This window comes from Mesorhizobium sp. WSM4820 (assembly GCF_055811075.1).
The window spans coordinates 60198-82340 of sequence record NZ_JBVVQN010000028.1 but is presented as its reverse complement, the minus strand read 5'-3'; the positions used below and the strand labels follow the sequence as shown (position 1 = coordinate 82340).

The following is a 22143-nucleotide window of genomic DNA, read 5'->3' as shown; positions in this document are numbered from 1 at the left end:
CGAGCGCGACGTCCGGTTCGTGATCTCTACCTCACCCCACGCGCCCATCCCGCGCAGCGGGTTCGTTCCTCGGCCCCATTGCGGTCATCCGCGAGTATGAATCTGGCTGACTGGTATTGGCGCAACTACGACCTCCAGCGTGATCTCCGGCAAGGTCTGCTTTCAGGAAGCTGCGAAGCCGATCTCTACGGCTGAGATGGACCGCAAACCGGACATGCGCCGAGCGGGTGCCGAACGCGAACCTTCCACCCTGTTGCGACCTGCGCTGGTACGGGTCGGGATCTTCGAGCCGGGGGAAATATCTCATCGATCCGACTGATCGGACGGCCATGATGTAGCGCCTACAAGTTCGATCCCGCCAGCAGCGCCACCGCTGACGCGGGCGCGACGCTGCTGGCTTCGCCGCGAACGGCGTCATCTGCGGGGATGATCTCGGCGAAATCGACGAAGCGGCGTTCCATGCGTTCGGCCAGCCGCCTGATCTGCCAGCGGCCGGTTCCGGCGCCGACGATTGGCACATCCGGGACAAGGGACCCGGCAACCAGGGACGCTGCGTCGTGGATCTTGCGCAACTGCTGTTCGCTGAACCAGCGCGCGATTTCATGCCATTCCGGCAGGGTCAGCTCGGCGGCGTCGCGCCCGATCATGCGCGCCAGCCGCGCGATCGAGCCATCGATCGTCTTTTCCTTGCCGTCGGCGGAAGCGTGCCTGTCGTCCTTTTCGTCGAGCACCCCGAGGATCCGGTGCGCATCGGCGATCGAGGCGAAATACTCGTTCATCAGCGGTGTCAGCCTGCCGCGGACGGGGGCCGACGAGGCGACGCCGAACAGGAACGTCCTAGTGAAGCCGGTGTAGACCAGTTCGCCGCTCAGCAGCCGTCCGGCATCGGTATAGCCGTCATTGGCGACGGCGCCATTTCTAATGGCGATGATGTCGGTGGTGGTCGAGCCCATGTCGACGAACAGGGCATCGCCGGCGAGCTTTGCCACCAACGACGCTGTCGCATGCCAGTTGGCGGAGGCGACATCGGCGCTCAGCCGCGCTGCCTGCTCGACCCCGACAAATCCGGAAGGCCCGGCATAGATCAAGTTTTCGCCTGGGACCCGCGCCGAAATCTCATCCAGCAGGGCCGCGACGCCGGCGTCGCGGGACGGAAAGATATCAGCCAGTTCGCCGGTCATGGTGAATGCGTTGAGATCGGCGCCGGCATAGATCGGAGCCGTTTCCTCGAATGCCGAGGTCAGGGTATGGAGCCCTAGCCAAAGCGGCGTGGCAATCGTTACAGCCTCGACGATGCGGCCGTCTTGCGCACGCGTCACCTTCAGATGGGCGCCGCCAATATCGAAGCCGGCAACGATGCTCTTTCTTTTTTCCACGCTTCAAGCTTTCATTAGAGTTGGTCAGGGGCAGTTGGTCAGCAAGAAAAAGAACGTTGCGTATCATCCCGGTTCTTGACCTGAAAGGCGGCGAGGTGGTGCGCGCCCAGCAGGGAAAACGCGATCGCTACAGGCCGATCGTCACGCCGCTCAGCCAAACTTCCGATGTCGTTGCGGTTACTGAGGGCCTGCGCCGGCTTTACCCTTTTCCGACCTTTTATATCGCCGATCTCGATGCCATCGAAGGCGGAACGCCAAACAGTGCCGCGCTTGCCCGGCTGAAGGCGATGGCGGAGCCGCCGGAGCTTTGGGTCGATGCCGGCATCGCCGACGAGAAAACACTTTCGGCAGCACTTGCCGAACCTTGGCTTTGCCCGGTCCTGGGATCCGAATCGCAGCAGGACGAAGCGCTGTTGCGGCGTTTTTGCGGTCATCCGGACCTTATCCTGTCGCTGGATTTCTTCGACGATGGGTTTCGCGGTCCGGCATCATTTCTCGACGCGCCGGCGCTTTGGCCGCAAAAATTGATCGTCATGACATTGGCCAAGGTCGGCTCCGGCTCCGGTCCCGATTTCACGCGGCTCGAGGCGATCAAGGCGAAGGCTGGAAGCCGCTCCGTCATCGCGGCCGGCGGAGTGCGCAACGAGGCTGACATTCGCGCCCTTTCATCGCTCGGTATCGCCGCGGCGCTGGTTGCGACCTCGCTGCATGACGGCACGCTCACGCCGGGGCACCTCGCAACGCTTGGCGCCTGACATTCGCGGCAACCTCGAACTTCGGTCTCGGAAACCGTGCCTTGGATCTAGAGCGGCGAACTCTCAAGTCGATCGTCTCGCCGCTCTATCTCTTTGCTGGAGCATCGGATTTCCCAAAACCGGTTCCCAACCCTCGGGTCAATTCCGAGGGCAGGTTTTGGGGTCCGATGCTCTAAAGGCCCAGAAGCTTTTTCAGGCGGCGCAACAGACCATCCGGCTCCGCGGAGGGTTTTGCCTGTGCGGGGCTGTCTCTTGTCTAAGCCGCGAACGGATGCTTCACTTGGTCCCGCTTATCCGTGGCTTCGGCGGCCGTCGGCGTTCCTGCAACGGCGCGCTGGATGGCTTCCTTCGTCGCTTCGTAATTGTACTTCTGGATCTTGGCGTCGTCGGCGGCGTCCCAATGGATGAAAACGCCGACGCAGATGAACAGGTCGTCCGCCTCATTGGCAGGAATGGTCCCATCGGCGACGCTGTCCTGCACGGCCTTTGCGACCGCATGCTGGGCCGGGCCGAACATCTGCACCGCCTGCTTGGCGCCCTTGATCGTGACCTTGTTGAACATCACGGTGTTGGGCTTGCACTGAAGATTGGGCGCGATCACCGCCAAAAGGGAGGTAAAACCGTCCTTGTTGTTGGTCAGCGCGTTGCAAAATGCTGTTTCGACTGCGCTCCCCCGTGGGCCGATGAGCAGGTCGACATGCGCCACTTCGTTGCCGTCTCCTACCAGCGATTCACCGACCATTACTTTCGAGATCTTTGCCATGCCAATTTTCCTCCAAGACACAGTTATGGTGTCCAAAGACGCCGCAAACCGAGCGAGCGCTCGATGGACAGCTATCCTTGTTGGCAGCGCCCGGAGATCCGGACCGGTTGGCTGGATAGCCGCGGAAGCCCAGCTTCCGCTCCTGAAAGTCAACCACCAACGTTGCGATTATGCAAGCTGAACGCCGAGAGTGTGGACTAAAAGAGTAGCCACGGTCAGGTCGGCCGACGTGCCGGGGTTGACGTTGTTCGCTTTCAGCCGGCGGTCGAGCTCGATGAGCAGACGAATGCGTGACGCCTCGTGGTCGCTGGCATGCAGCGCCGCTTCAACGGCAAGGGCTTCTTGCCGTGCCTGATTTGCGACTTCAGCGCCATGGTTGCGCACCACATGACTGTCCGGGAACCCGGCGAGAAACGCCATATAGGCGAACACCGTTGGCCACATGCCGCCTTCGCCGCGCGCCAAGGCGGCTTGCAGAGCCGCAAGCCCGACGCCGAACACGTCGCCGAAACCGGTAGCATACTGGCGGGCGATCATATCGCGGTCGGCCGCCTCCCGCATGGCGTCGAGCAGATGAACCTTCGGCTCCTGCCGCACATCGTTCGCCGCCTCTCCGAGGCCGCCCGGCGCGGCGGCGACGATCGCCTCGAACACCGCCCTGGTATCGTCCATGCTCATCGCGCGCAGCACCGCGTCGAGATTGTCACGCAGGCGATTGTCAGGCAGTCGATTGTCGGGCAGTTGGGCGCCCGCCATTTCAGCGGCGCATAGCAGGGGCCCTGCCAGAAGGATAATACCGAGATTGGTATTGGTCTGGACCGCCAGGCGTGTCGCGCGGACCGCTTCCAGCATGCGCCGTCCGACCGGCAGGCGCGGATCGGTCAGCGGGACGGACGAGACCTCGGCGCTGGTCATGAACTGGGCGGCGGACATGCCGTGCCCGTCGGCGAACAGATGGACGTTGCCCGGTTTCAGCGCCTCGATCTCCATCCGGCAGGCGTCCTTGTAGGCAGCCCGGAGGCGTTCTCGCGAATGCGCCATGCCGTCGGTCACGAATTCGCCGGCGCAGTGAGGCGGTAGGGTCGCGACGCCGCCGCCTCTGGGTGATCAGCTGGGCGATCAGCCAGGAATTTCAGCAGCGCGTCGGCAATCGCATCGGCGATGTTGACCGCGACCACCGATTGAAGCCCGGACCAGGCGGGCATGCTGTTGACCTCCAGCACCAACAGCTTGCCGTCTGCCGCCGGCACGATATCGACGCCGGCGAAATCCGCTGAGATAGCGGCGGCGGCGGCCCGTGCCAGCGCCGCGAGTTCGGTTTCGCCATGCCCCGAAACCTGCCCCGAGACTTGTTCGGGCACCGCCCCGCGATTGATATTTGTGATCCAGTCGTCGCCACGGCGGCTCATCATCGCCAAAACCTCGCCGGCGCAGACGAAAACGCGAAAATCGCGGAAAGGAGGGCCAGGACGCGGCACGTAATGCTGGAGATAGTAGACGCCGTTCACCTCGTCCTCGGCGGGGAGGTCGGACAGTGTTTCGATCAGGCGGATGCCGCGGCCCTGGGCGCCGAAAAGCGGTTTTAGCACCAGCGGCGTGAACGGCAGTTCGCGTCTGGCGACCGTTTCGGCCATGGCAAGACCCTCGACCGCGAATGTCGGCGGCGTCGGCACGCCGGCATTCTTCAGCAGGAAGGTCGTCATCGACTTGTCGACGCAGCGTTCTATCGCCTGCGCGGAATTCCACACCGGAATGGAAAGCTTGCCGAATGCGTGCAGCACGCCGAGACGCCGGGTGACCGCTTCGAACGATCCGGCGGCGATCGAACGGACAAGCACGGCGTCGGGCAGCGCGCCGTCGAAGCCGGGGATCGACAGTCCGCTCGGGCTGCCGGTGTCGAACGCGATTGCCGCCAGCGGCACGGTTGCGACCACGGCGCCACGCCGCTCCAGCCTTGCCGCCAGGCCCTTGGAGCGGGCGTCCGAGACGTCGCTGACGATCAGGATGCGAGGGATCATGTCAGGCCTTGGATACCGGTATACGGAAGCCGGAACGAATGCCCCGGCAGGCGGATGACAGACCGATCCATTGCAGCGCCATGGTCTAACCGAGGCTCCGTTCGAGCATCTGCAGATCACGCTCGCCGGCGCGGAACGTATCGCCGGTCTCGATCGCCGTGACGATCACTTCGGCCGGGCTGAACAGCAGCGGATCGATGGCATAGAAATCTCCCTTGAACCGCTTGAAGATCTCGGCGAAGGGGTGGCCGTGGTCGCGCGAGGCGTGGCTCGGCAACCGCTCCGCGAGCTCGCTGGCGTCTTTCGCCGAGCCTTTTACGAACAGCTGGACGCTGCCGCCATAGATGATGGCGTCGTTGGTCCTGCCCATCGCGGTCAGGAAATCCGGATGCGGGGCGGGGATAGGCGCCGTGCCGATGCCGTCGACAACGTTGTCCAGCGGAAACTTGAGATCATTGGTCTTGTGCAGGGCAACCTCGAGCGCGCGCGCAACGATCTGCACGCCGCCCGCCAGGCTTTGTGTCGGCGCATAGAGGAAGGTGAGCTTTTCGGGTGCCAGTCCGGTTGCCCTGCCGACCTTCTCGACGATCGCCTGGGGCGGCGGTTTGGCCGTCTCCAGGATCAGCACGGCGGACGACGCGGTATCGCGATAGGAAAGTGTTTCGAACAGCGGTTCGACGCGGGCGAGCGCCCGCGCCGGTCCCGATCCCATGGCAAAATAATCCTGGCTCGACAGGTTCCAGCCCGCATACTGGCTGCCCAGGCAGGCAAGCACCGGCTGCGACGACCGCACTTCGATGGTGAACGGCCATTTTGGCGACCCACGGTCCATGCACACCGAAATGCTGCCGAGGCCGCCCATCGCGGCTTCCGCCATGCGCAGCCCGGCCTCGACGCCGCCGGCGGCCTTGGCGCCGGCGTCGATCAGGCGCTCGCCCAAAGGCCCGGTGGAAACGCCGATACGCAGGCGTTCGGCGTCGCCGATCATGCCGTCGATGATGCGCTGCGCATTGTCGTTGAGGAATGCCGAACCGTTTTTCATGTCCGGTCTCCTTCCCATTGGTGTTGCAATCGGCTGGCTTGTCCCTTGATCAGCCGTCTGGTCAGATCGGCGCTCGGACCGCGCGCGAAGATGGTGCAGACCGGATCGCCGGCAATCAGCCGGGTGCCGGGCGACTGATGGTCGGCAGTCCATTCAGGCCAGGCAATCGATGGAAAGCGGGCGATCGGCGCCGCCGCATAGGTCACCATCGACGCCATCGAATCGACGAAGCGCGGCAGACGGTATTTCTTGCCCGCCGCGGCGCGCAGATGCGCTTCGATCAGTGGCGCGTCTGCATCGTCGAAAATGTCGAGCGTGGCGCCGGGCCGCGGATTGATCTCGATGAGCTTGTAGCCATCCGGCCCGCGAATGAGATCGGCGCTGCACAATCCAACCAGGCCGGCGCGACGCGCCAGACCTGAAAGCCAGCCGCGGATCGTCGCCGCCCGTCTGCGATCGAAGCGCCTCAACCGCACGGCGCCGCCATAGCGATAGGGCGCTGCCGGGGCAGGCGACGCCCATTGTTGGCTGAAGCCGACGATGTCAGCGCTTTGGCCGTCGCCGACGAACAGGGCCGAGACACTGCGGCCGGCAATGAAACGCTGGAAATAGCGGCCGCCAGGAGCCTGACACTGTAATATGGGGGTTTCTCCAGCGGCCCGCCTGATATGCGCGCCGCCGGCGCCGCCTGCGGTCTTGACCACCCAGTTCTCCGGATCGGGCGGCGGGTCCCATCGGAATTCCGGATGCGGAATGCCGAGTTCGGCGCAATCGGTGGCTAGCAATCGCGGATCCTTGATCCTGCGGATCGCTTCGCCGCTGTTGCCGGCGAGCGGAAAATGGCGCGCGATCTCGTCGACGGTCTCGGTCATCCGCTCGAAGCCCGAGCCCAGGACAATGGCGACCGGCTGGTCGTCTCCGGCCAGTTGCCGAAGCGTCTCGATGATGCGCAGGCCGTCGATGCCGCGTTGCAGGTCGCCCGGCAGCATCGTCGCGCGCTCGGCAAGCGCGACCGTGTCGGTATCGCAAAAGAAATCAGCGACCAGCGGACGATAGCCGGCGCGGCGCGCAGCGGCAGCCAGCGCCCGGCCTGAAATCGCCGCGATCAGCAGAGATCCAGCGTTATTTGGCAGTCTCGCGTGCAAGGGAAAATGCTTCCTGGAAATCGAGCGTGATGGTTTTTTCGGATTCGATCATTCTTTTGAAGAGGCCGAATTCGACCTTGTATTTGACGTTGCCGATGGCGAGCGGACCAATGCCGACAGCTTTTGCCGTTTCGAGCGGATCGCCATTAGCATTGACGGCCACGCCTTCGATGCCGGCCGGCGGGACGGCATTGACGTCGGCGGCAATGAGCAGGCCGTCGCCTTTCAGCTGGGCTTTCGAGACCACTTGGACGCCGGCCTTGGCGCACGCCAGGATCACCTCGCTCGCCTCGACCAGCTTCGTCTTGCGGGCGTCGCTCGATCCGTCGGCCGCATCGACGGCTATGTTGAACCGGCTTTTGATCTCGGCCGCGATCTGCTTGACCCTTTCGATGCCGTCATGGCCGACCAGCGTGACCTGGGCGCCTTCCCTGGCGGCGATCACGGCGGTGCAGAAGCCGACGACGCCGGTGGCGCCGAAGACAGCGATCCTAGTGTCTTTCAGCCCGCGCTCGAATTTCTTCTCCAGCGCTTTTTCGACCTTGGCCACCATCGCCGCGGCCGTGGTGAACGAGCCGGCCGGATCGGCGAATACCGAAACCTGGAAAGGCGGCACCATCGCCTTTCGCGCTGCGTCGAACATGTCGAGCGCCAGCGAGGCATCCTTGCCGGCGATAAAAATGCCGGTATCGACGCCCGCATCGGGCGGGCGCGAGAAGATCGCGTCCTGCACGAGGCCTGTCACCTCTCCCAGGCTTACATCGACATAGGGGACGACGGCGTCGAAACCTGCATCGAGCGCCATGTTCACGTCGAAAGGGCTCATATGCTTCAACGGCGTCAGCATGTGCAGGATGTGTTTGCGGGCCATTTCTCGCCTTTCCTCTTGAACCTGATCGTGTTGCCCAGCCGTCAGCTGCCGACGAGATCAAGTCTGGTCGAACTGATCTTCGCGCCGGAATTCCTGCCCTTGACGATCCTGATCTCGATGCCGTCTTCAACTGTCTGCTGAACCGCATTGACGAAGCCGACTGCAGCGTCTTGCGATGGGGCGAAGGCAAACCCTGTCGGCCCCCACGAGCTCTGGCCGATGCCGACGGCGCCTGCTTCGTTGAGAGCGTGGGCAACGCTCTCGACCCGCCTGGAGGTGAACACGCCGCCTTGCGCCGGGGCGAAATGGGTGCCGATCAGCATCTGGATCGCGGCGACGGCGGCGCCAAAGGCTGGCAGGTCGTGCTCGACAAGAGCCGGCATGATGCCCATCAGCACCCGCCGGCAGATCTCACCGCTGCCGGATGCCGGGAAGGGTGGCAGCGAACGAAATGCCGCGATCTCGGCATCGCCATGCAGTCCATGCCCGCCATGGTCGAGGATCAGGATGACGCGCCACTCTTCCGGGAAAGGCAGTCGCGCCACGACCGGCGGCGGCCTGCCGCTGTCGTCCTTGCCGGCGTCGACAATGACGCCACCGCTTTCGAAGCTGGCGATGCCGATGCCGGATCGTCCGCCGCGATCGAGCAGGGTCGCATCGCTGCCGATATCGAGAGGCAGTTTGTGGAGCGTGCGCAGCGCCGCGGCGACGGCAAGGGCGATCTGCGTACCGGAGCCCAGGCCGGCATGGCTCGGGATCGACTGTTCGACCACCAGACGGTGCTGACCGCGAATGCCGAGATGGCTGCAGAGCGTCGCCAGATGTTCGCCGGCGCGACGGCTCTCGGCGCCTTCGACGATGGTCTCGCTGGACCGTGACAGGGTGACTGTTGTTTCGGGTTCGCTCAGCGGCAGCCCGACGCTGCCAAAGCGACGCCCGGTATCGCCGTTGAGATCGAGGAAGCCAAGATGCAGGCGGGCGGGCACTTGTAAGGTAACAGAATTCGACATCTACCCCCCGATGGGTGCATCATAGACGCATCATGGAAGTTTAGGTGCCCGTCGCCATGATAGCTGTTTTCGTCGAAGGGGCAAGCCGCAGAGAGTGCATTCGTTTTATCTTCTTTTGGCTCGGCGCGAGAACGGACCGGGCAATTCGCGGAGGTCGAGATGAACGAGACGCCCAAGGAAAAGGTCTATTCGGAAGCCGAGATTGCCGACCGGCTCGAGAAGGAACTGCCGAAATGGTATTACGAGAACGGCTGGATCCGGCGCAAATATAAGACCCACAGCTGGAAATCGACACTGATGGTCATCAACACGGTCGGCCATCTCGCCGAGGCGGCATGGCACCACCCCGACATCACGGCTTCCTACGCCTGGGTCGAGGTGCGCCTGATGAACCATGCGGCCAAGGGCATCACCGACAAAGACTTCGAGCTGGCCAAAAAGATCGAGGAGGTCGTCCAGTGGCAGCCGGCCCGGGAAGGCGGCGCGCTGGAAGGCACTCCGCCGACCGATCAGCGCTTCGCTTACATCAAATATGATTAAGCGCGGTCGGAATTTGTTGATGGCGTAAGAAAACATTCGCTAATCTGCTGACAGGCGGGGTTCACGGCCAATCCAGTTTCGTCTAGGATCGGGCCGGCACCAGAAAGTAGCGTAGTGAATGGCGGTTGCTTGGATCGGCAACCGGGAAACGCTGGTCGAGCGCGCGGCCGCACATGCCGCCGCGCTGTTGGGGTCAAGCCGGTGCCCGGTTTTCAGCCTGGATACGGATATACACGGCACCAGGGCGGCGATCGCGCTGGCTGAGCGGGTTGGCGCGGCATATGATCATGCCGATGGCGCGGCGGTTTCCCGGGAGGTCGCGCTTTTTACCGACAAAGGCGCGATGACCGTCGCGCCCGGCGAGACGCGCCGGCGCGCCGATGTCGTGGTGATCGTCGGCGAACTCCCGCAGATCCATCATCAATTTGTCGGCGAGCTTGCCGAGACGGTTCCCGATCTCTCGGCCCCCGATCTCTCGGCCAAGAATCAGCGCGAGATCTTTCTGGTCGGGTCGAATGAAACGTCTGCGCCGCGGTTGAGCAACGGGCGGACGGCGACGCTGCTGTCCTGCGGCGAGGCAGGCCTCGGCGCGACGCTGGCGGCACTGAGGGCGCAGTGCAGGGGGCGCCAGACATCGCAGCCGGTGTCGAATTTCGACGATTTCGCCAAAGCCCTGGAGGCTGCGCATTTTCCCGTCTTCCTGTTTTCAGGCGACGCAACAGACGGGCTGGCGCTGGAGATGCTGCAAGGGCTGATCACCGATCTCAACCGCAAATCACGCGCATCCGGCCTGCATCTGCCGGCGAGCGAGAACGGATGGGGAAGCGCGCTCGCCTCGACCTGGATGACCGGTTTTCCGCTGCGCACCGGCTTTGCGCGCGGCTTCCCGGAGTTCGATCCCTGGCGTTACGATGTCGCGCGCATGATCGCTGCCGGCGAAGCCGACCTGCACCTGCGGATCTCGTCCTCGATTGTCCAGCCGCAGAAGAAAAGGAACCGCATGGCGCTGATCGCCCTGGCGAAAACGCATGAGCCGGTCGCGGGTGCTGCGGTCACCATCGCCATCGGCGAAGCGGGCGTCGATCATCAGGCGGTGGTCTATTCCAGCCGCACCGGATCGCTGCGGTCGGTCGACGCGCGCGCGGCGTCCGAACTGCCCTCCGCTGCGACCGTTGTCCGGTTGGTTGCCAGTCATGTCTCCGCCGAGGCGGCGTTGCCATGCTGACGAAAATCGCTGGCGGCGACATCATCGATCCGGTCAACAGCCGCCTCGGCAAGGGCGACCTGTGGATCAGCGACGACAAGATCGTTGCGGCGCCGGCGGGTGGCGCTGCCGACCGGACCATCGACGCTGACGGCTGCATAGTCATGGCGGGCGCCATCGACATCCATTCCCACATCGGCGGCGGCAACGTGAATACGGCACGGCTGCTGTTGCCGGAGCAGCACGCCGCGCACCAGGCGCGGCCGGCGACGACGCCGCTCTCCAATGCCGGCTGGTCGACTTTCCAGACCGGCTGCCTCTACGCCAAGATGGGTTTCACCACGGTGGTCGAGCCGGCGATGTCGCCGGGAGCCGCGCTTCACACCCATCTCGAACTGGCCGACATCCCGATCATCGACAAGGCGACGCTCGCCATTCTCGGCAACGACGATTTCCTGCTGTCGATGATCCGCGACGACGCCTCCTCGCAAATGATCGAGGACTATGTCGCCTGGACGGTCGCCTCGACGCGGGCGCTTGGGGTCAAGGTGATCAATGCCGGCGCGGCGGCCGCCTTCAAGGAAAACGTCCGCACCTTCTCGCTGGACGACGTGGTGCCTTCCTACGGCGTCAGCTCGCGCAAGATCGTCAAGACGCTGCAGGCCGCCGTCGCCAGCCTTGGCATCCCGCATCCGCTGCACGTCCATTGCAACAATCTGGGCAGCCCGGGATCGGCGGACACGGCGGCCGCGACGATCGCGGCGGCGGAAGGATTGCCGCTGCACCTCGCCCATCTCCAGTTCTATGGCTACGGCACGGAAGGCAAGCGCAGGTTTTCCTCGGCCGCGGCGCGGCTTGCCGAACTGGTCAACGCGACGCCGGAAGTCACCATCGATATCGGCCAGGTGATGTTCGGCCAGACAGTCACCATATCCTCCGACGTCATGCGGCAGTTTTCGGCGCGTGGCAGTGCGCAGCCGAAGAAATCCGTCATTCATGACGGCGACGGCAATGGCGGCGGCATCGTGCCCTACCGCTATGGCAAGGATTTCTATGGCACGATGCAGTGGGCGATCGGGCTTGAGCTTTTTCTCCTGATCGACGATCCGTGGCGTGTCTTCTTCACCACCGATCATCCCAACGGCGCGCCCTTTACCGCCTATCCGGCCCTGTTCGAGTTGCTGATGAGCCGGGAAGCGCGCACCGAAATGATCGCCGGACTTTCACCTTCCGCCATGGCGCTCTCCACACTGGCGGCAATCGACCGCGAATACAATTTCGAGGAAATCGCCATCATGACGCGCGCGGCTCCAGCCAGGCTGCTCGGGCTGACGGACCGCGGCCATCTCGGCGCCGGCGCTATCGCCGACATCGCTGTCTACCGCAGGGACCAAAATATTGCGAAAATGCTCGGGCAGGCGGCGTATGTCTTCAAGGACGGCGATCTCGTCGTGCAGGACGGAGAGATCACCCATTACCGCTGGGGCAAGGCGCTCAGGCTCAATCCGCCGCCGGACAAGGCGATGCTGCGGCGCTTGGAAGATTATCACCAGCAGCGCTACGGCCTGTCGCTGGACTGGTTCGATTTCCCGGATTCGGCGATCGCGCGCGAACAGCCATTCGGCGAGGTTGCATGCCGAACGTGAGCGTAAATGGCATAGTGATCGACGATACCTTTGCCGAGGCCTTCGGCATGCGCGCGACCGCCATCATCATCACCGCGCCGAACCGGAAATGGGCGCGCCAGGCGGCGATCACCATGACCGGCTTCGCTACCTCGGTGATCGGCTGCGGCTGCGAAGCGGCAATCGATGTCGAACTGCCGCCATCGGCGACACCGGATGGCCGGCCCGGCTGCCGGGTGATGATTTTTGCGATGGGAACAGACGAGCTGCAGAAACAACTGCTCAATCGCGTCGGCCAGTGCGTCTTGACCTCGCCGGGTTCGGCCTGCTTCGCCGGACTGGAGGGCAGCGCCGCGTTGAAGCTCGGTTCGGCGCTGCGTTATTTCGGCGACGGCTGGCAGATCTCCAAGAAAATCGGCGGCAGGCATTTTTGGCGGGTTCCCGTCATGGACGGCGAATTCCTGTGCGAAGCAACGACCGGGCTGACCAAGGCTGCCGTCGGCGGCGGCAATTTCTTCGTCATGGCTGAAACCAGCGCCAGGGCCTTGCTCGCCGCCGAGGTCGCGGTTGCCGCGATAGGTCTGGTGCCGGGCGCGATCGTGCCGTTTCCGGGCGGCATCGCCCGTTCGGGTTCCAAGATCGGCGGTAAATACAAGGGCATGATCGCCTCGGCCAACGAAGCCTACGCGCCGACACTGCGCGGTGTCGTCAGGAGTGAGCTCGGCGCCGACATCAATGCCGTCCTGGAAATCGTCATCGACGGCGAGACCAACGATGCCGTTGCCGCCGCGATGAAGGCCGGCATCAAGGCCGTCATCGAGCTCGGGCCGAAGCGAGGCGCGGTTCGCATCAGCGCCGGCAATTACGGCGGCAAGCTCGGCAAGTTCATCTATTCGCTGAAGGATATGCTGCCGTGAAAGCGCTGACCTTCACCCTTGTCGCCGAGCCACCCGAGCGCCTTGATCTGTCGCTGCTGACGGCGGAGCGGCTTGCCGGGATCGAAAGGCGCGATTTCGAAAAGATTCGGATCGGCATGTCGAAGCATGGATCGAAGGTCGGCGATATCTTTCGCGTCGCCGGCAACAACCTGCTGGACATCGTCTTCGAAGGCGGCAGCGCGCGCCTCGACCGCGTCGCGGAAGGCATGCGGGGCGGTTCGGTTCGCGTCGTCGGCAATGCCGGCGCCCAGGCCGGGTGCGCCATGCGCGGCGGCACGCTGACGATCGAAGGCAATGCGGGTCCACATGCCGGCTCCGGCATGCGCGGTGGCAGGCTTGAAATATCCGGCAATGCCGGCGATCACCTTGGTGGGCCGCTCGCCGGCGAACTGGCCGGCATGAATGGCGGCGTGCTGATCGTCAGGGGCAAAGCCGGCGCTTTTGCCGCCGACCGGATGCGGCGTGGCCTGGTCGCGGTGCTGAAAGGCGCAGGCGACAATGCCGGCAGCCGCATGATCGCCGGCACGCTGGTGGTGGCCGGCGGCACCGGCGAGATGCCTGGCTATCTGATGCGTCGCGGTTCGATCCTGCTCGATCGCGCGCCGAAAAGCCTGTCGCCGAGTTTTGTCGAATGCGGCGCGCCGGAGAGCGTCTTCGCCGCCGTCATCGATCGCCATCTGATCGCCGAGGCTATCTTGAAACGGCCGCTGCTGGGTAACGCGCCGCAGAAATACGGCGGCGACAACGCGGTGCTTGGCATGGGTGAGGTTCTTTTCCCTCGCTGAGGCGTGCTGCTGATGAAGCAATGCTTCAGCGCCGTGCTCCGGCCGACATCCGAAAATTTGCAACCGCATGTTGCGGTGAACTGCTGATTTTTTCCCGCGAGACATTCCGCTCAGTTTGGCTTTGCGACGTTTTGGAAAAAACCACACCATTCCAAAACCCAGTCTCGTGCCGCCTAGTTGGGCAATGAGGGCCGTCTCGGCCTTTTCCAGCAGAAAGTTTTTACGCCATATGCCCAAAATATCAACAAATCAGGGCGACTTCGCCTTTCTTGGCGCAGTATCGGCAGCACGCAGCAAGAATCTGTGTTGCCAAGCGGAGAGTTTTGGCTAACGTAATGAAAACCACAAAACCACATAACGAAAAAGGGGAACCACATATGAGCGAGTCAAGCAGGCGCGATTTCATGAAAGGCATGGCGGCATTCGGAGCGGGCGCCGGGCTTATGATGATCAACCCGGAATTCCTGGTCTCAGGCGCGGCTGCGCAGGCGGGCAAGCAACTGGTCTTCCTGTCGGCCGAGAACATCACCGGCAACTGGGATCCGACCGCGCACACGACGCTGTCGCAGAAGAACATCGAGGGTTTCGTCATGGGGTTCCTGACGCGGACGCCGATGCGCGTCGAAAAACCCGACGAGGTCATCTACGAACTCGCCACAAGGATCACCTTGCTTGAGCCGACAAAGCTTGAGATCAAGCTGCGTGAAGGGGTGAAGTTCCACGACGGAAAGCCATTCAAGGCGGAAGACGTCAAGGCGACCTTCGAATATGGCTCGCAGCCCGACCGGCCGGCGCAGTGGTATCCAGGCCCGACCGAGACGCTGACGATCACAACGCCGGACGACTACACGGTGATTGTCGACACATCGAAGGGCGGCTATCCGGCGCACCTGTTCATCTTCCTCGCCTCCTACCTGCCGATGCTGTCGGCAACCGACATCGCCGCCGGGCCGAGCGGGCCACTTTCGCAGCGCTTGAACGGCACCGGGCCTTACAGGTTCGTCGAGCAGCGAGGCAACGACACGGTGTTGGAAGCCTATTCGGACTACTTGCTCGGGGCGCCGACCATCCCCGGCATCAGCTTCAATTTCGTTGGCGATTCGACCACCCGCATGCTGTCGCTGATGAACGGCCAGGCGTCCATCGTGGAGCGGCTCGAACCGGAGCAGGTGGCGACCCTGCAGGGTAACGACAAGGTTGCGATCAGCAGCGTGGTCTCGGTCGAGAACAAATATCTGTGGTTCCGCTGCTCCAAGCCGCCCTTCGACGATCCGCGCGTGCGCATGGCGGCCTGCCACGCGATCGACCGGTCAATGCTGCTGGAAATCCTCGGCGAAGCCGGCCATGCCTCGGCTAATTACGTCTCGCCGGTGAAGTTCGGCTATATCGACCTGCCCAATTATCCCGAATACAGTCCGGAGAAATGCCAGGCCCTCCTCGCCGAAGCAGGCTTCCCGAAGGGGCAGGGCTTGCCCGAACTCGAATACATCACCTCGGTCGGGTTCTATCCCAAGACCAAGGAGTATGGCGAGGTGATCACTGCTATGCTGCAGGAGCAGGGGTTCCCCGTCACGCTGTCGGTGCTGGAGATCGCGGCGTGGAACGAGCGTCTCTACGATCGCCCCGGCGGTGGCCCGGGCCATATGGTCGATTGCGGCTGGTCGACCGGATCGCCGGAGCCGGACCTCGTGCTGCGCACGCATTTCCATTCCTCATCCAAGCGCATCACGGGCATCGTCGATCCCGAACTGGACGCCTCACTCGACAAGGAGCGCAGCGCGGCTTCGCTCGAGGAGCGCAAGCAGATCCTCCAGACCGAGACGATGCCGATGATTGCCGCGAAGGTGCCGTCGTTCTCGCTGTTCACCTCCGTCATGATCCACGCGATGGACAAGTCTCTCACGGGGCTCTTCATCTATCCGGACGGTTCCATGGACGCGTCGAAGGGGGCGTTCGCCTGATTGGCGCCAGCCGCGGCCCGGGAGAAACAATCCCGGGCCGTGACGGTCGGAAGCGCGGCCCCGTCTTGCCTTCTCCCCTTGTGGGAGAAGGTGGATTGGCGCGCAGCGCCAAGACGGAAGAGGGGTGCTGGCCGGAGCGCTGTTGGTGCCAAGCTGGAACGCCCATCCGACCGAGCGGAGCCTGTCCTCGGGCTTGCCGAAGGCAAGCCCCGTGGGCTCGGCCACCTTCTCCCACAAGGGGAGAAGGAGAGCCGCACGACCGATCCGCAGGGCTTTGCGCCGCAGGAGATTGGAATGTTCATCATTAGCTTTCTTGTCCGCCGCCTGGCCCAGGGTGCGCTGATCATTTTTCTTGTAACGCTGCTGATTTTCACCCTGCTTCGCGTCGTTCCTGGCGACCCCGTCCGGTTGATGGCGGGCGGAATGGCGCCCGAGGCGCTGATCGAGCAGATCGCCAAGGAGATGGGACTTCGCGATCCGGTGCTGGTTCAATTCGGGCGCTATATGAGCGGCGTCGTCAGGGGCGACCTCGGCCAGTCGTTCGTTCGGCCGGCCAGCGGCGCCTCGACCGGCGGGTCCAGTTTCGGGGATGCCACGCGCGGCGAGCGCGCCAATGTGCTCACCCTTATCGGCGAAACCCTGCCGATGACGCTGCAGCTCGCCCTTCTGGCGATCGTGTTCGCGATGCTCTTTTCGTTTCTGGTCGGCATCCCGGCCGGATTGTCTCCCGGGCGATGGCCGGACAAGATCGCTTTTTACGTGTCGTCGATCTTCATATCCCTGCCGGGCTTCTGGCTCGGCATCGTGCTTGCGCTGCTGCTTTCCGTGAAGCTCGGATGGCTGCCGGCGATCGGCTACAAGGGCTTTGCCTACACGATCCTGCCGGCAATCGTGCTGGCTGTCGAACTTTCGCCGGTTCTTATCCGGACGCTGACCGGCTCGATTTCCTCGGCAATGATGATGCCGTTCATTGCAGTCGGCCGCGTGCGCGGACTCAGCCAGCGTCGGATCATCTTCGCGCATGCTCTGCGCAACGCCTCGGTACCGCTGCTCAATCTTCTCGGCATCCAGATCAGCGGCCTGCTCGGCGGCGTGCTCGTCATCGAATTCATCTTCGACTACCCCGGACTAGGCCTTCTGACCATCAACGCCGTGCTGCAGCGTGACTTTCCGCTGATTCAGGGCATCGCGATCGTCACCAGCGCCATCTTCGTCCTGATCAACATCGCGGTCGATCTGATCGCGACGCTGATCGATCCGAGACTGGAATACTGATGAGCGTTGCGCAAACCAGTCTGAGCCTGAAGGCAACTGCGCCGGAAGCGCAGCGCGGCGCTTCCCTGTCCCGGCGGATATGGAAGGTGGCGCTGGCGTCGAACGAGTTCCGGGTCGGCCTCGTGATCTTCGCCATACTGGGTCTTGCGGCGCTGCTCTACCCGGCCTTGAGCGGGATCGATCCCACCAAGATGAACGTCGCCGGCCGTTTGCAGTCGCCGCCCTTCCTCGGCGACAAATGGAACTGGGCGGCACCGCTTGGCACCGATCAGATCGGTCGCGACATGCTCGTGCGCAGTCTGGTGGGCTTGCGTTATTCCCTGCTGATCGGCCTGTCCACCGTGGTGGTGATGCTGATCATCGGCTGCTCGCTCGGCACGCTCGCCGGCTACTATGGCGGCAGGATCGACATGGTGATCATGCGGATCACCGACGCGCAGCTCTCCATTCCGATGATCATCCTCGCAATCACCGTTCTGGGGGTATCGCGGCCGACGATCCCGGCCATCATCCTTGTGCTCGGTCTTTCGAGCTGGCCGGTCTATGCCCGCGTCACGCGCAGCGTCGTGATGACCGAACGCAAGAGCGAATATGTGCGCGCCGCCCAGGTCAGCGGCGCTTCGGATTTTCGCATCATGGTCTGGCTGCTCGCGCCGCTGGTGCTGCCGCCGATCATCTTCGTGTCGGTGCTCGACGTAGCGCGCATGATGATCTTCGAGTCGATCCTCGGCTTCATCGGCCTCGGCGTGCAGCCTCCGACGCCGACCTTCGGCAACATCATCGCCGATGGCAGGAAGTACCTGCTCAATGCGTGGTGGATCGCCACGATGCCGGGGGTGTTCCTGTGCCTTACCCTGACCAGCATCAATCTCATGGGCGCTTCGCTCGAACGGGCCCGCAACCGGATCTACGGAGGCGTGTCGTGAACAGCAGCCCGGTCCTGTCGGTCAAAAATCTCGGCGTGGAAGTGGGCACGGGGGCGGGCGTCCGGCCGGTGCTCTCCGATGTGAGGTTCGATCTCGCCCCGCGTGAAATCGTCGGCATCATCGGGGCCAGCGGTTCGGGCAAGACCGTTCTGGCGCGAGCTCTGGTCAACTGGATCGACCCGCCGCTGCGCATCTCGTCCGGCTCGCTCGAGTACAAGTCGCAGAACATTCTCGACTTGGCCGGCGGACGGATGCGCCTGCTGCGCAGGGAGATCGCCTATGTCGGTGCCAACCCTATGGGAGCGCTGGATCCGACTTTGCCAGTCGGCCGCCAGATCGTCGAGAAGCTGAGCGCCGTAGTGCCCGGCATCGATCCCACGGAAGCCCGCAAGCGGGTCATAGATCTTCTTGGAGCGGTCCGCATTCCCTCGCCACGACTACGTTTCGACGAGTACCCCTCGCAGTTCAGCGGCGGCATGATGCAGCGAGCGCTGATCGTCGACGCTTTGATCAGCAATCCAGCTTTTCTCGTTGCCGACAACGTCACCCAGCCGCTCGATGTGACAGTCGCAGCGCAGGTCTTGCGTCTGATGCGCGAGTTGACGGAGCGTTTCGACACCGCGGTGGTGTTCGTTTCCTCTTCGCTGCCGATGGTCAAGGAGGCGGCCGATCAGGTCCTGGTGCTGTCCGAAGGCAGGATCGTCGAGCGCAACACCCCGCAGCGGCTCATCGACGCGCCGCAGCATCCCTATACGTTGCAGTTGATCAGCCAGATACCAAAAATCTGGTCGAGCGAAGCGGTCGCGGTTCCACGTACCCCGAACGCGGCCAGGCCAACGATCAGCATACGCGACGCCACCCGCACCTACCGTGTCCGCAAACGGGGAACGTTCGCTGCCCACAGCGAGGTCCGCGCCGTGCGCAATGTCACCTTCGACGTCATGCCGGGCGAGAATTTCGGCGTGGTCGGCGAGTCCGGCTGCGGCAAGTCCACCCTGATGCGGCTTCTCAGCCGCCTGGAGTTTCCGGACAGCGGCAGCGTCATCTGCGATGGCCAGGATCTCTCGAAACTGAGGGGAAAGATGCTGCTGAAGTTCCGGCGCGATTTTCAGCTCGTGCTGCAGGATCCGTTCAACTCGCTGCCGCCGCGGACATCGATCGGCGCGATCCTGGAGGATCCGCTGCGCGTGCACGGCATGGGCAATGCGAAGGAGATACGCGATCGCGTCCTGGCGGTCATGGCCGAGGTCGAGCTTCCCGCGAACCTCTACGATGAGTTGCCGCTTGGGCTCAGCGCCGGCCAGCGTCAACGCGTCAATGTCGCCCGCGCCATGGTGCTCGAGCCGAAGGTGCTCATCATGGACGAGACGCTGTCGTCGCTTGACCAGACCGAGCAGTTCCGCCTGCTGGCGCTGTTCGAAAAACTGCAGGCCCAGCACGGCCTGACCTACGTCTTCATTTCGCATGACCTGGCAATGGTCCGCCGCGTCTGCAACCGGGTTGCCGTGATGTATCTCGGCGAGGTGGTCGAGATCGCCGACAATGAGCGTCTTTTCTTCGATCCCGGGCATCCGTACACGAAGGCGCTGTTGAGCGCGGTTCCAACACTGGAGGAGCGCCGCTACAAGCCGGAGGACTGCCTGCTCGAAGGAGAGCCGCCGAGCCCGATCGACCTGCCGCCGGGTTGCAGTTTCGCCAGCCGCTGTCCGCATGCCTTCGACAGGTGCCATGCCGAGAGCCCGACGCTGACGGTGCGAAATCACGGCGAGTTGGCGGCCTGCTTCCTCGTTGAAAGACAGGGGGCCCGCGCCGCCGCATGATCGACAAAAAACGGGGAGGAACATACCGATGGAAGCGAGATCTGCATGAGCGATCCTGAAGATCGCTTGCAATACGCACTTGCCGAACTCGAGACGCACGGGCGCGTGTCGGTGCAGGCACTCGCCGAGCATTTCCATGTCAGCCGGGAAACGGTGCGTCGCGACCTGAAGCAACTGGAACTCGAGGGGCACCTGCGCTGCATCTATGGCGGTGGCGTCAAGCCGCGCCCGGACGCCGACGAGCCCATCGCCGACCGGATGCGGCTGAACGCGCGCGAAAAGGCGCGTATCGCCGAATGCGCGGCGACCCTGCTCAGAGACCATATCAAGATCTTCGTCGACACCGGCACGACGACGCTGGCGTTCGCCAAGCATCTGAGGAACTGGCCTGATATCACCGTCTACACCAACTCGCTCGACATCGTCGCGCTGCTCGCCGATGCCGGACATCCCAATCTCGTGGCGGTCGGCGGCGACGTCAGGGCGAGCTACCGCGCTTTCATGGGGCAGGATCCGGTCGATCTCGTCACGCGGCATCTGTTCGACATCGCCTTCGTCAGCATTGCAACCGTCGACAGCAGGTTCGGCTTCATGGACCTCGGACAGGACGAGGCGAACATTCGCCGCGCGCTGCGAAAGCACTCCAAACAGTGCGTCATGCTGGCCGACAGCAGCAAGTTCGGCCGGCAGGGCTCCATCTGCACATACGAATTCCGGGACGTCGACATCCTGATCACCGACGCTCCCCTCAAGGCGGACTTCGCCGCACAAATGGATCAGGCGCAGGTAAAGGTGCTCTATGCTTGAAATTCGTAAGGACCCATCGGCTTTTCCCGACATCGACGCCGAAGCCCTCCATCGGATGATGGATGAGGTTTCCGCCTTCGGCGGTGGTCCGGACGGCTCAATGACGCGACTGACCCTGTCCCGCGAGGATGGACTGGCACGCGACTGGTTGGCTGCATGGTTTGCGCAGGAAGGCCTGCGCCTTGAGGTCGATGCGATCGGCAACATGTACGGTTTCCTCGACTGGGCCGGCAGGGATGCGCCCTGGATCATGTGCGGGTCGCATCTCGACAGTCAGCCGAATGGTGGCCGTTTCGACGGCGCCTATGGAGTGATCGCAGCCTGCAGCGCGATAGAGGCGATCCGGCGCCGGGTGACTGAAACCGGCTTCACGCCGAAATGCAACTTCGTCATCGTCAACTGGACCAACGAGGAAGGTGCGCGATTCCAGCCCAGCCTGCTTGGCAGCAGCGTCAATTCCGGCGAGATCGACCTCGATTTCGCGCTGGCGCGCCGGGACGGTTCCGGCGTTTCGGTGGCCGAGGCGCTGTCGGAAATCGGCTATGCGGGCGAAGCCGCTCGCGTGGTGCCGGACGCCCTGATCGAGATCCACATCGAAGGTTCCGCCCATCTCGAGAAGGCCGGCCTGCGGATCGGCGCATTCACCCGTTTTTGGGGCGCCGTCAAATATCGCCTCGCTTATCTCGGCCGGCAGGCCCACACCGGCCCCACACCGATGGCCGAGCGGCAGGATGCGCTGCTCGCTGCCGCCTATCTGATTGCCGAACTCAGGGACATGGCCGACAAGGCCGCTCCGGATCTGCACACCTCGGCGGCGCGGCTGGAAGTCCATCCCAATTCGCCGAACGTGGTGCCGGCAGAGGCGGTGATGTTCATCGAACTGCGGTCGGGAAGCGCCGAGCTTCTGGCGTCGGCCGAAGCGGAGCTCAAGCAGAAGATCGCAGCCTGCGCCGGGCGCGCCAACGCGTCTTTCGAAGTCCGATCCATAGACCGGAGGCGAGCAGGAGAATTCGACGCCGGGCTGATCGACCTGGCCGAACAGACCGCCAAATCGCTCGGGCAGACGGTGCTGCGGCTCGACACGATCGGTGGGCACGACGCCGTCAGCATGTCGGCGGTGACGCCGGCGATCGTCATCGGGGTGCCGAGCGTCGGCGGTGTCATCCACCATCCGACGGAGTTTACCACGCCCGAGGACCGGCTCCTGGGGACGGAACTGCTCGCGGGGATGCTGTGGCGGTTCTGCGTTGACGGCAACATCCTGAAGAACTGAGGGACAGAC

Annotated in this window: 21 protein-coding genes; 13 read left to right on the top strand and 8 right to left on the bottom strand. The window is 63.6% G+C overall.

Annotation, left to right across the window (positions count from 1 at the left end; all coding sequences use genetic code 11):
• Window positions 1–195, top strand: a 195-nt coding sequence (locus AC0L2R_RS31130) for a hypothetical protein (RefSeq protein ID WP_473513458.1), incomplete at its 5' end; no start/stop codon positions are given.
• A gap of 146 nt (window positions 196–341) precedes the next feature.
• Here AC0L2R_RS31130 and AC0L2R_RS31125 read toward each other — a convergent pair.
• Window positions 342–1376: a hydantoinase/oxoprolinase family protein gene (locus AC0L2R_RS31125; RefSeq protein ID WP_473513456.1), complete on the bottom strand. Its 1035-nt coding sequence runs from the start codon at window positions 1374–1376 to the stop codon at window positions 342–344.
• Window positions 1377–1432: 56 nt separating this feature from the next.
• Here AC0L2R_RS31125 and AC0L2R_RS31120 point away from each other — a divergent pair, with 56 nt between their 5' ends.
• The gene (locus tag AC0L2R_RS31120; RefSeq protein WP_473513455.1) at window positions 1433–2131 is read left to right on the top strand and encodes a HisA/HisF-related TIM barrel protein; all 699 of its coding nucleotides are present in this window, start codon (window positions 1433–1435) and stop codon (window positions 2129–2131) included.
• 256 nt (window positions 2132–2387) lie between these two features.
• Here AC0L2R_RS31120 and fae read toward each other — a convergent pair whose 3' ends face one another.
• The 7 genes from fae to AC0L2R_RS31085 form a co-directional block, all read right to left on the bottom strand.
• A complete protein-coding gene (gene fae / locus AC0L2R_RS31115) occupies window positions 2388–2894 on the bottom strand; it encodes a formaldehyde-activating enzyme (protein ID WP_023797737.1) in 507 nt (168 codons plus the stop codon).
• 168 nt (window positions 2895–3062) lie between these two features.
• Window positions 3063–3947, bottom strand: coding sequence for a triphosphoribosyl-dephospho-CoA synthase (locus AC0L2R_RS31110; RefSeq protein WP_473513453.1), 885 nt, complete (start codon window positions 3945–3947; stop codon window positions 3063–3065).
• Complete coding sequence (locus tag AC0L2R_RS31105; protein WP_473513451.1) at window positions 3944–4912, bottom strand: ATP-grasp domain-containing protein; 969 nt, start codon at window positions 4910–4912, stop codon at window positions 3944–3946. The genes AC0L2R_RS31110 and AC0L2R_RS31105 overlap by 4 nt, the downstream gene beginning before the upstream one ends.
• 85 nt (window positions 4913–4997) lie before the next feature.
• Complete coding sequence (gene mch / locus AC0L2R_RS31100) at window positions 4998–5954, bottom strand: methenyltetrahydromethanopterin cyclohydrolase (protein WP_473513449.1); 957 nt, start codon at window positions 5952–5954, stop codon at window positions 4998–5000.
• Entirely contained in the window at window positions 5951–7099 is a 1149-nt protein-coding gene (locus AC0L2R_RS31095; protein WP_473513447.1) for an ATP-grasp domain-containing protein, read from the bottom strand. The genes mch and AC0L2R_RS31095 overlap by 4 nt, the downstream gene beginning before the upstream one ends.
• On the bottom strand, window positions 7077–7970 hold the full coding sequence (locus AC0L2R_RS31090; protein ID WP_473513445.1) for an NAD(P)-dependent methylenetetrahydromethanopterin dehydrogenase: 894 nt from the start codon (window positions 7968–7970) through the stop codon (window positions 7077–7079). The genes AC0L2R_RS31095 and AC0L2R_RS31090 overlap by 23 nt, the downstream gene beginning before the upstream one ends.
• Window positions 7971–8011: 41 nt before the next feature.
• A complete protein-coding gene (locus AC0L2R_RS31085) occupies window positions 8012–8980 on the bottom strand; it encodes a beta-ribofuranosylaminobenzene 5'-phosphate synthase family protein (protein ID WP_473513443.1) in 969 nt (322 codons plus the stop codon).
• A gap of 159 nt (window positions 8981–9139) precedes the next feature.
• Here AC0L2R_RS31085 and AC0L2R_RS31080 point away from each other — a divergent pair, with 159 nt between their 5' ends.
• From AC0L2R_RS31080 to AC0L2R_RS31030, 11 genes are all read left to right on the top strand, one after another.
• The gene (locus AC0L2R_RS31080; protein ID WP_128173311.1) at window positions 9140–9520 is read left to right on the top strand and encodes a 4a-hydroxytetrahydrobiopterin dehydratase; all 381 of its coding nucleotides are present in this window, start codon (window positions 9140–9142) and stop codon (window positions 9518–9520) included.
• 118 nt (window positions 9521–9638) lie between these two features.
• Window positions 9639–10745, top strand: coding sequence for a tungsten formylmethanofuran dehydrogenase (locus AC0L2R_RS31075; protein ID WP_473513441.1), 1107 nt, complete (start codon window positions 9639–9641; stop codon window positions 10743–10745).
• Window positions 10739–12370, top strand: coding sequence for a formylmethanofuran dehydrogenase subunit A (locus AC0L2R_RS31070; RefSeq protein ID WP_473513439.1), 1632 nt, complete (start codon window positions 10739–10741; stop codon window positions 12368–12370). The genes AC0L2R_RS31075 and AC0L2R_RS31070 overlap by 7 nt, the downstream gene beginning before the upstream one ends.
• Window positions 12358–13266 (top strand): formylmethanofuran--tetrahydromethanopterin N-formyltransferase, encoded by a 909-nt coding sequence (fhcD, locus tag AC0L2R_RS31065; RefSeq protein WP_029350418.1) that lies wholly within the window; start codon window positions 12358–12360, stop codon window positions 13264–13266. The genes AC0L2R_RS31070 and fhcD overlap by 13 nt, the downstream gene beginning before the upstream one ends.
• On the top strand, window positions 13263–14072 hold the full coding sequence (locus tag AC0L2R_RS31060) for a formylmethanofuran dehydrogenase subunit C (protein WP_473513437.1): 810 nt from the start codon (window positions 13263–13265) through the stop codon (window positions 14070–14072). Before fhcD ends, AC0L2R_RS31060 begins: the two co-directional genes overlap by 4 nt.
• Window positions 14073–14449: 377 nt before the next feature.
• Window positions 14450–16033, top strand: a complete 1584-nt coding sequence (locus tag AC0L2R_RS31055) for an ABC transporter substrate-binding protein (RefSeq protein ID WP_473513435.1) — start codon at window positions 14450–14452, stop codon at window positions 16031–16033.
• 294 nt (window positions 16034–16327) lie between these two features.
• Complete coding sequence (locus AC0L2R_RS31050) at window positions 16328–17308, top strand: ABC transporter permease (protein ID WP_473513434.1); 981 nt, start codon at window positions 16328–16330, stop codon at window positions 17306–17308.
• Complete coding sequence (locus tag AC0L2R_RS31045; RefSeq protein WP_287070289.1) at window positions 17308–18234, top strand: ABC transporter permease; 927 nt, start codon at window positions 17308–17310, stop codon at window positions 18232–18234. Before AC0L2R_RS31050 ends, AC0L2R_RS31045 begins: the two co-directional genes overlap by 1 nt.
• Window positions 18231–20054: a dipeptide ABC transporter ATP-binding protein gene (locus tag AC0L2R_RS31040; RefSeq protein ID WP_473513432.1), complete on the top strand. Its 1824-nt coding sequence runs from the start codon at window positions 18231–18233 to the stop codon at window positions 20052–20054. The genes AC0L2R_RS31045 and AC0L2R_RS31040 overlap by 4 nt, the downstream gene beginning before the upstream one ends.
• A 45-nt stretch (window positions 20055–20099) precedes the next feature.
• Window positions 20100–20861, top strand: coding sequence for a DeoR/GlpR family DNA-binding transcription regulator (locus AC0L2R_RS31035; RefSeq protein ID WP_128184062.1), 762 nt, complete (start codon window positions 20100–20102; stop codon window positions 20859–20861).
• Complete coding sequence (locus AC0L2R_RS31030) at window positions 20854–22134, top strand: allantoate amidohydrolase (RefSeq protein ID WP_473513431.1); 1281 nt, start codon at window positions 20854–20856, stop codon at window positions 22132–22134. Before AC0L2R_RS31035 ends, AC0L2R_RS31030 begins: the two co-directional genes overlap by 8 nt.
• Window positions 22135–22143: the final 9 nt, after the last annotated feature.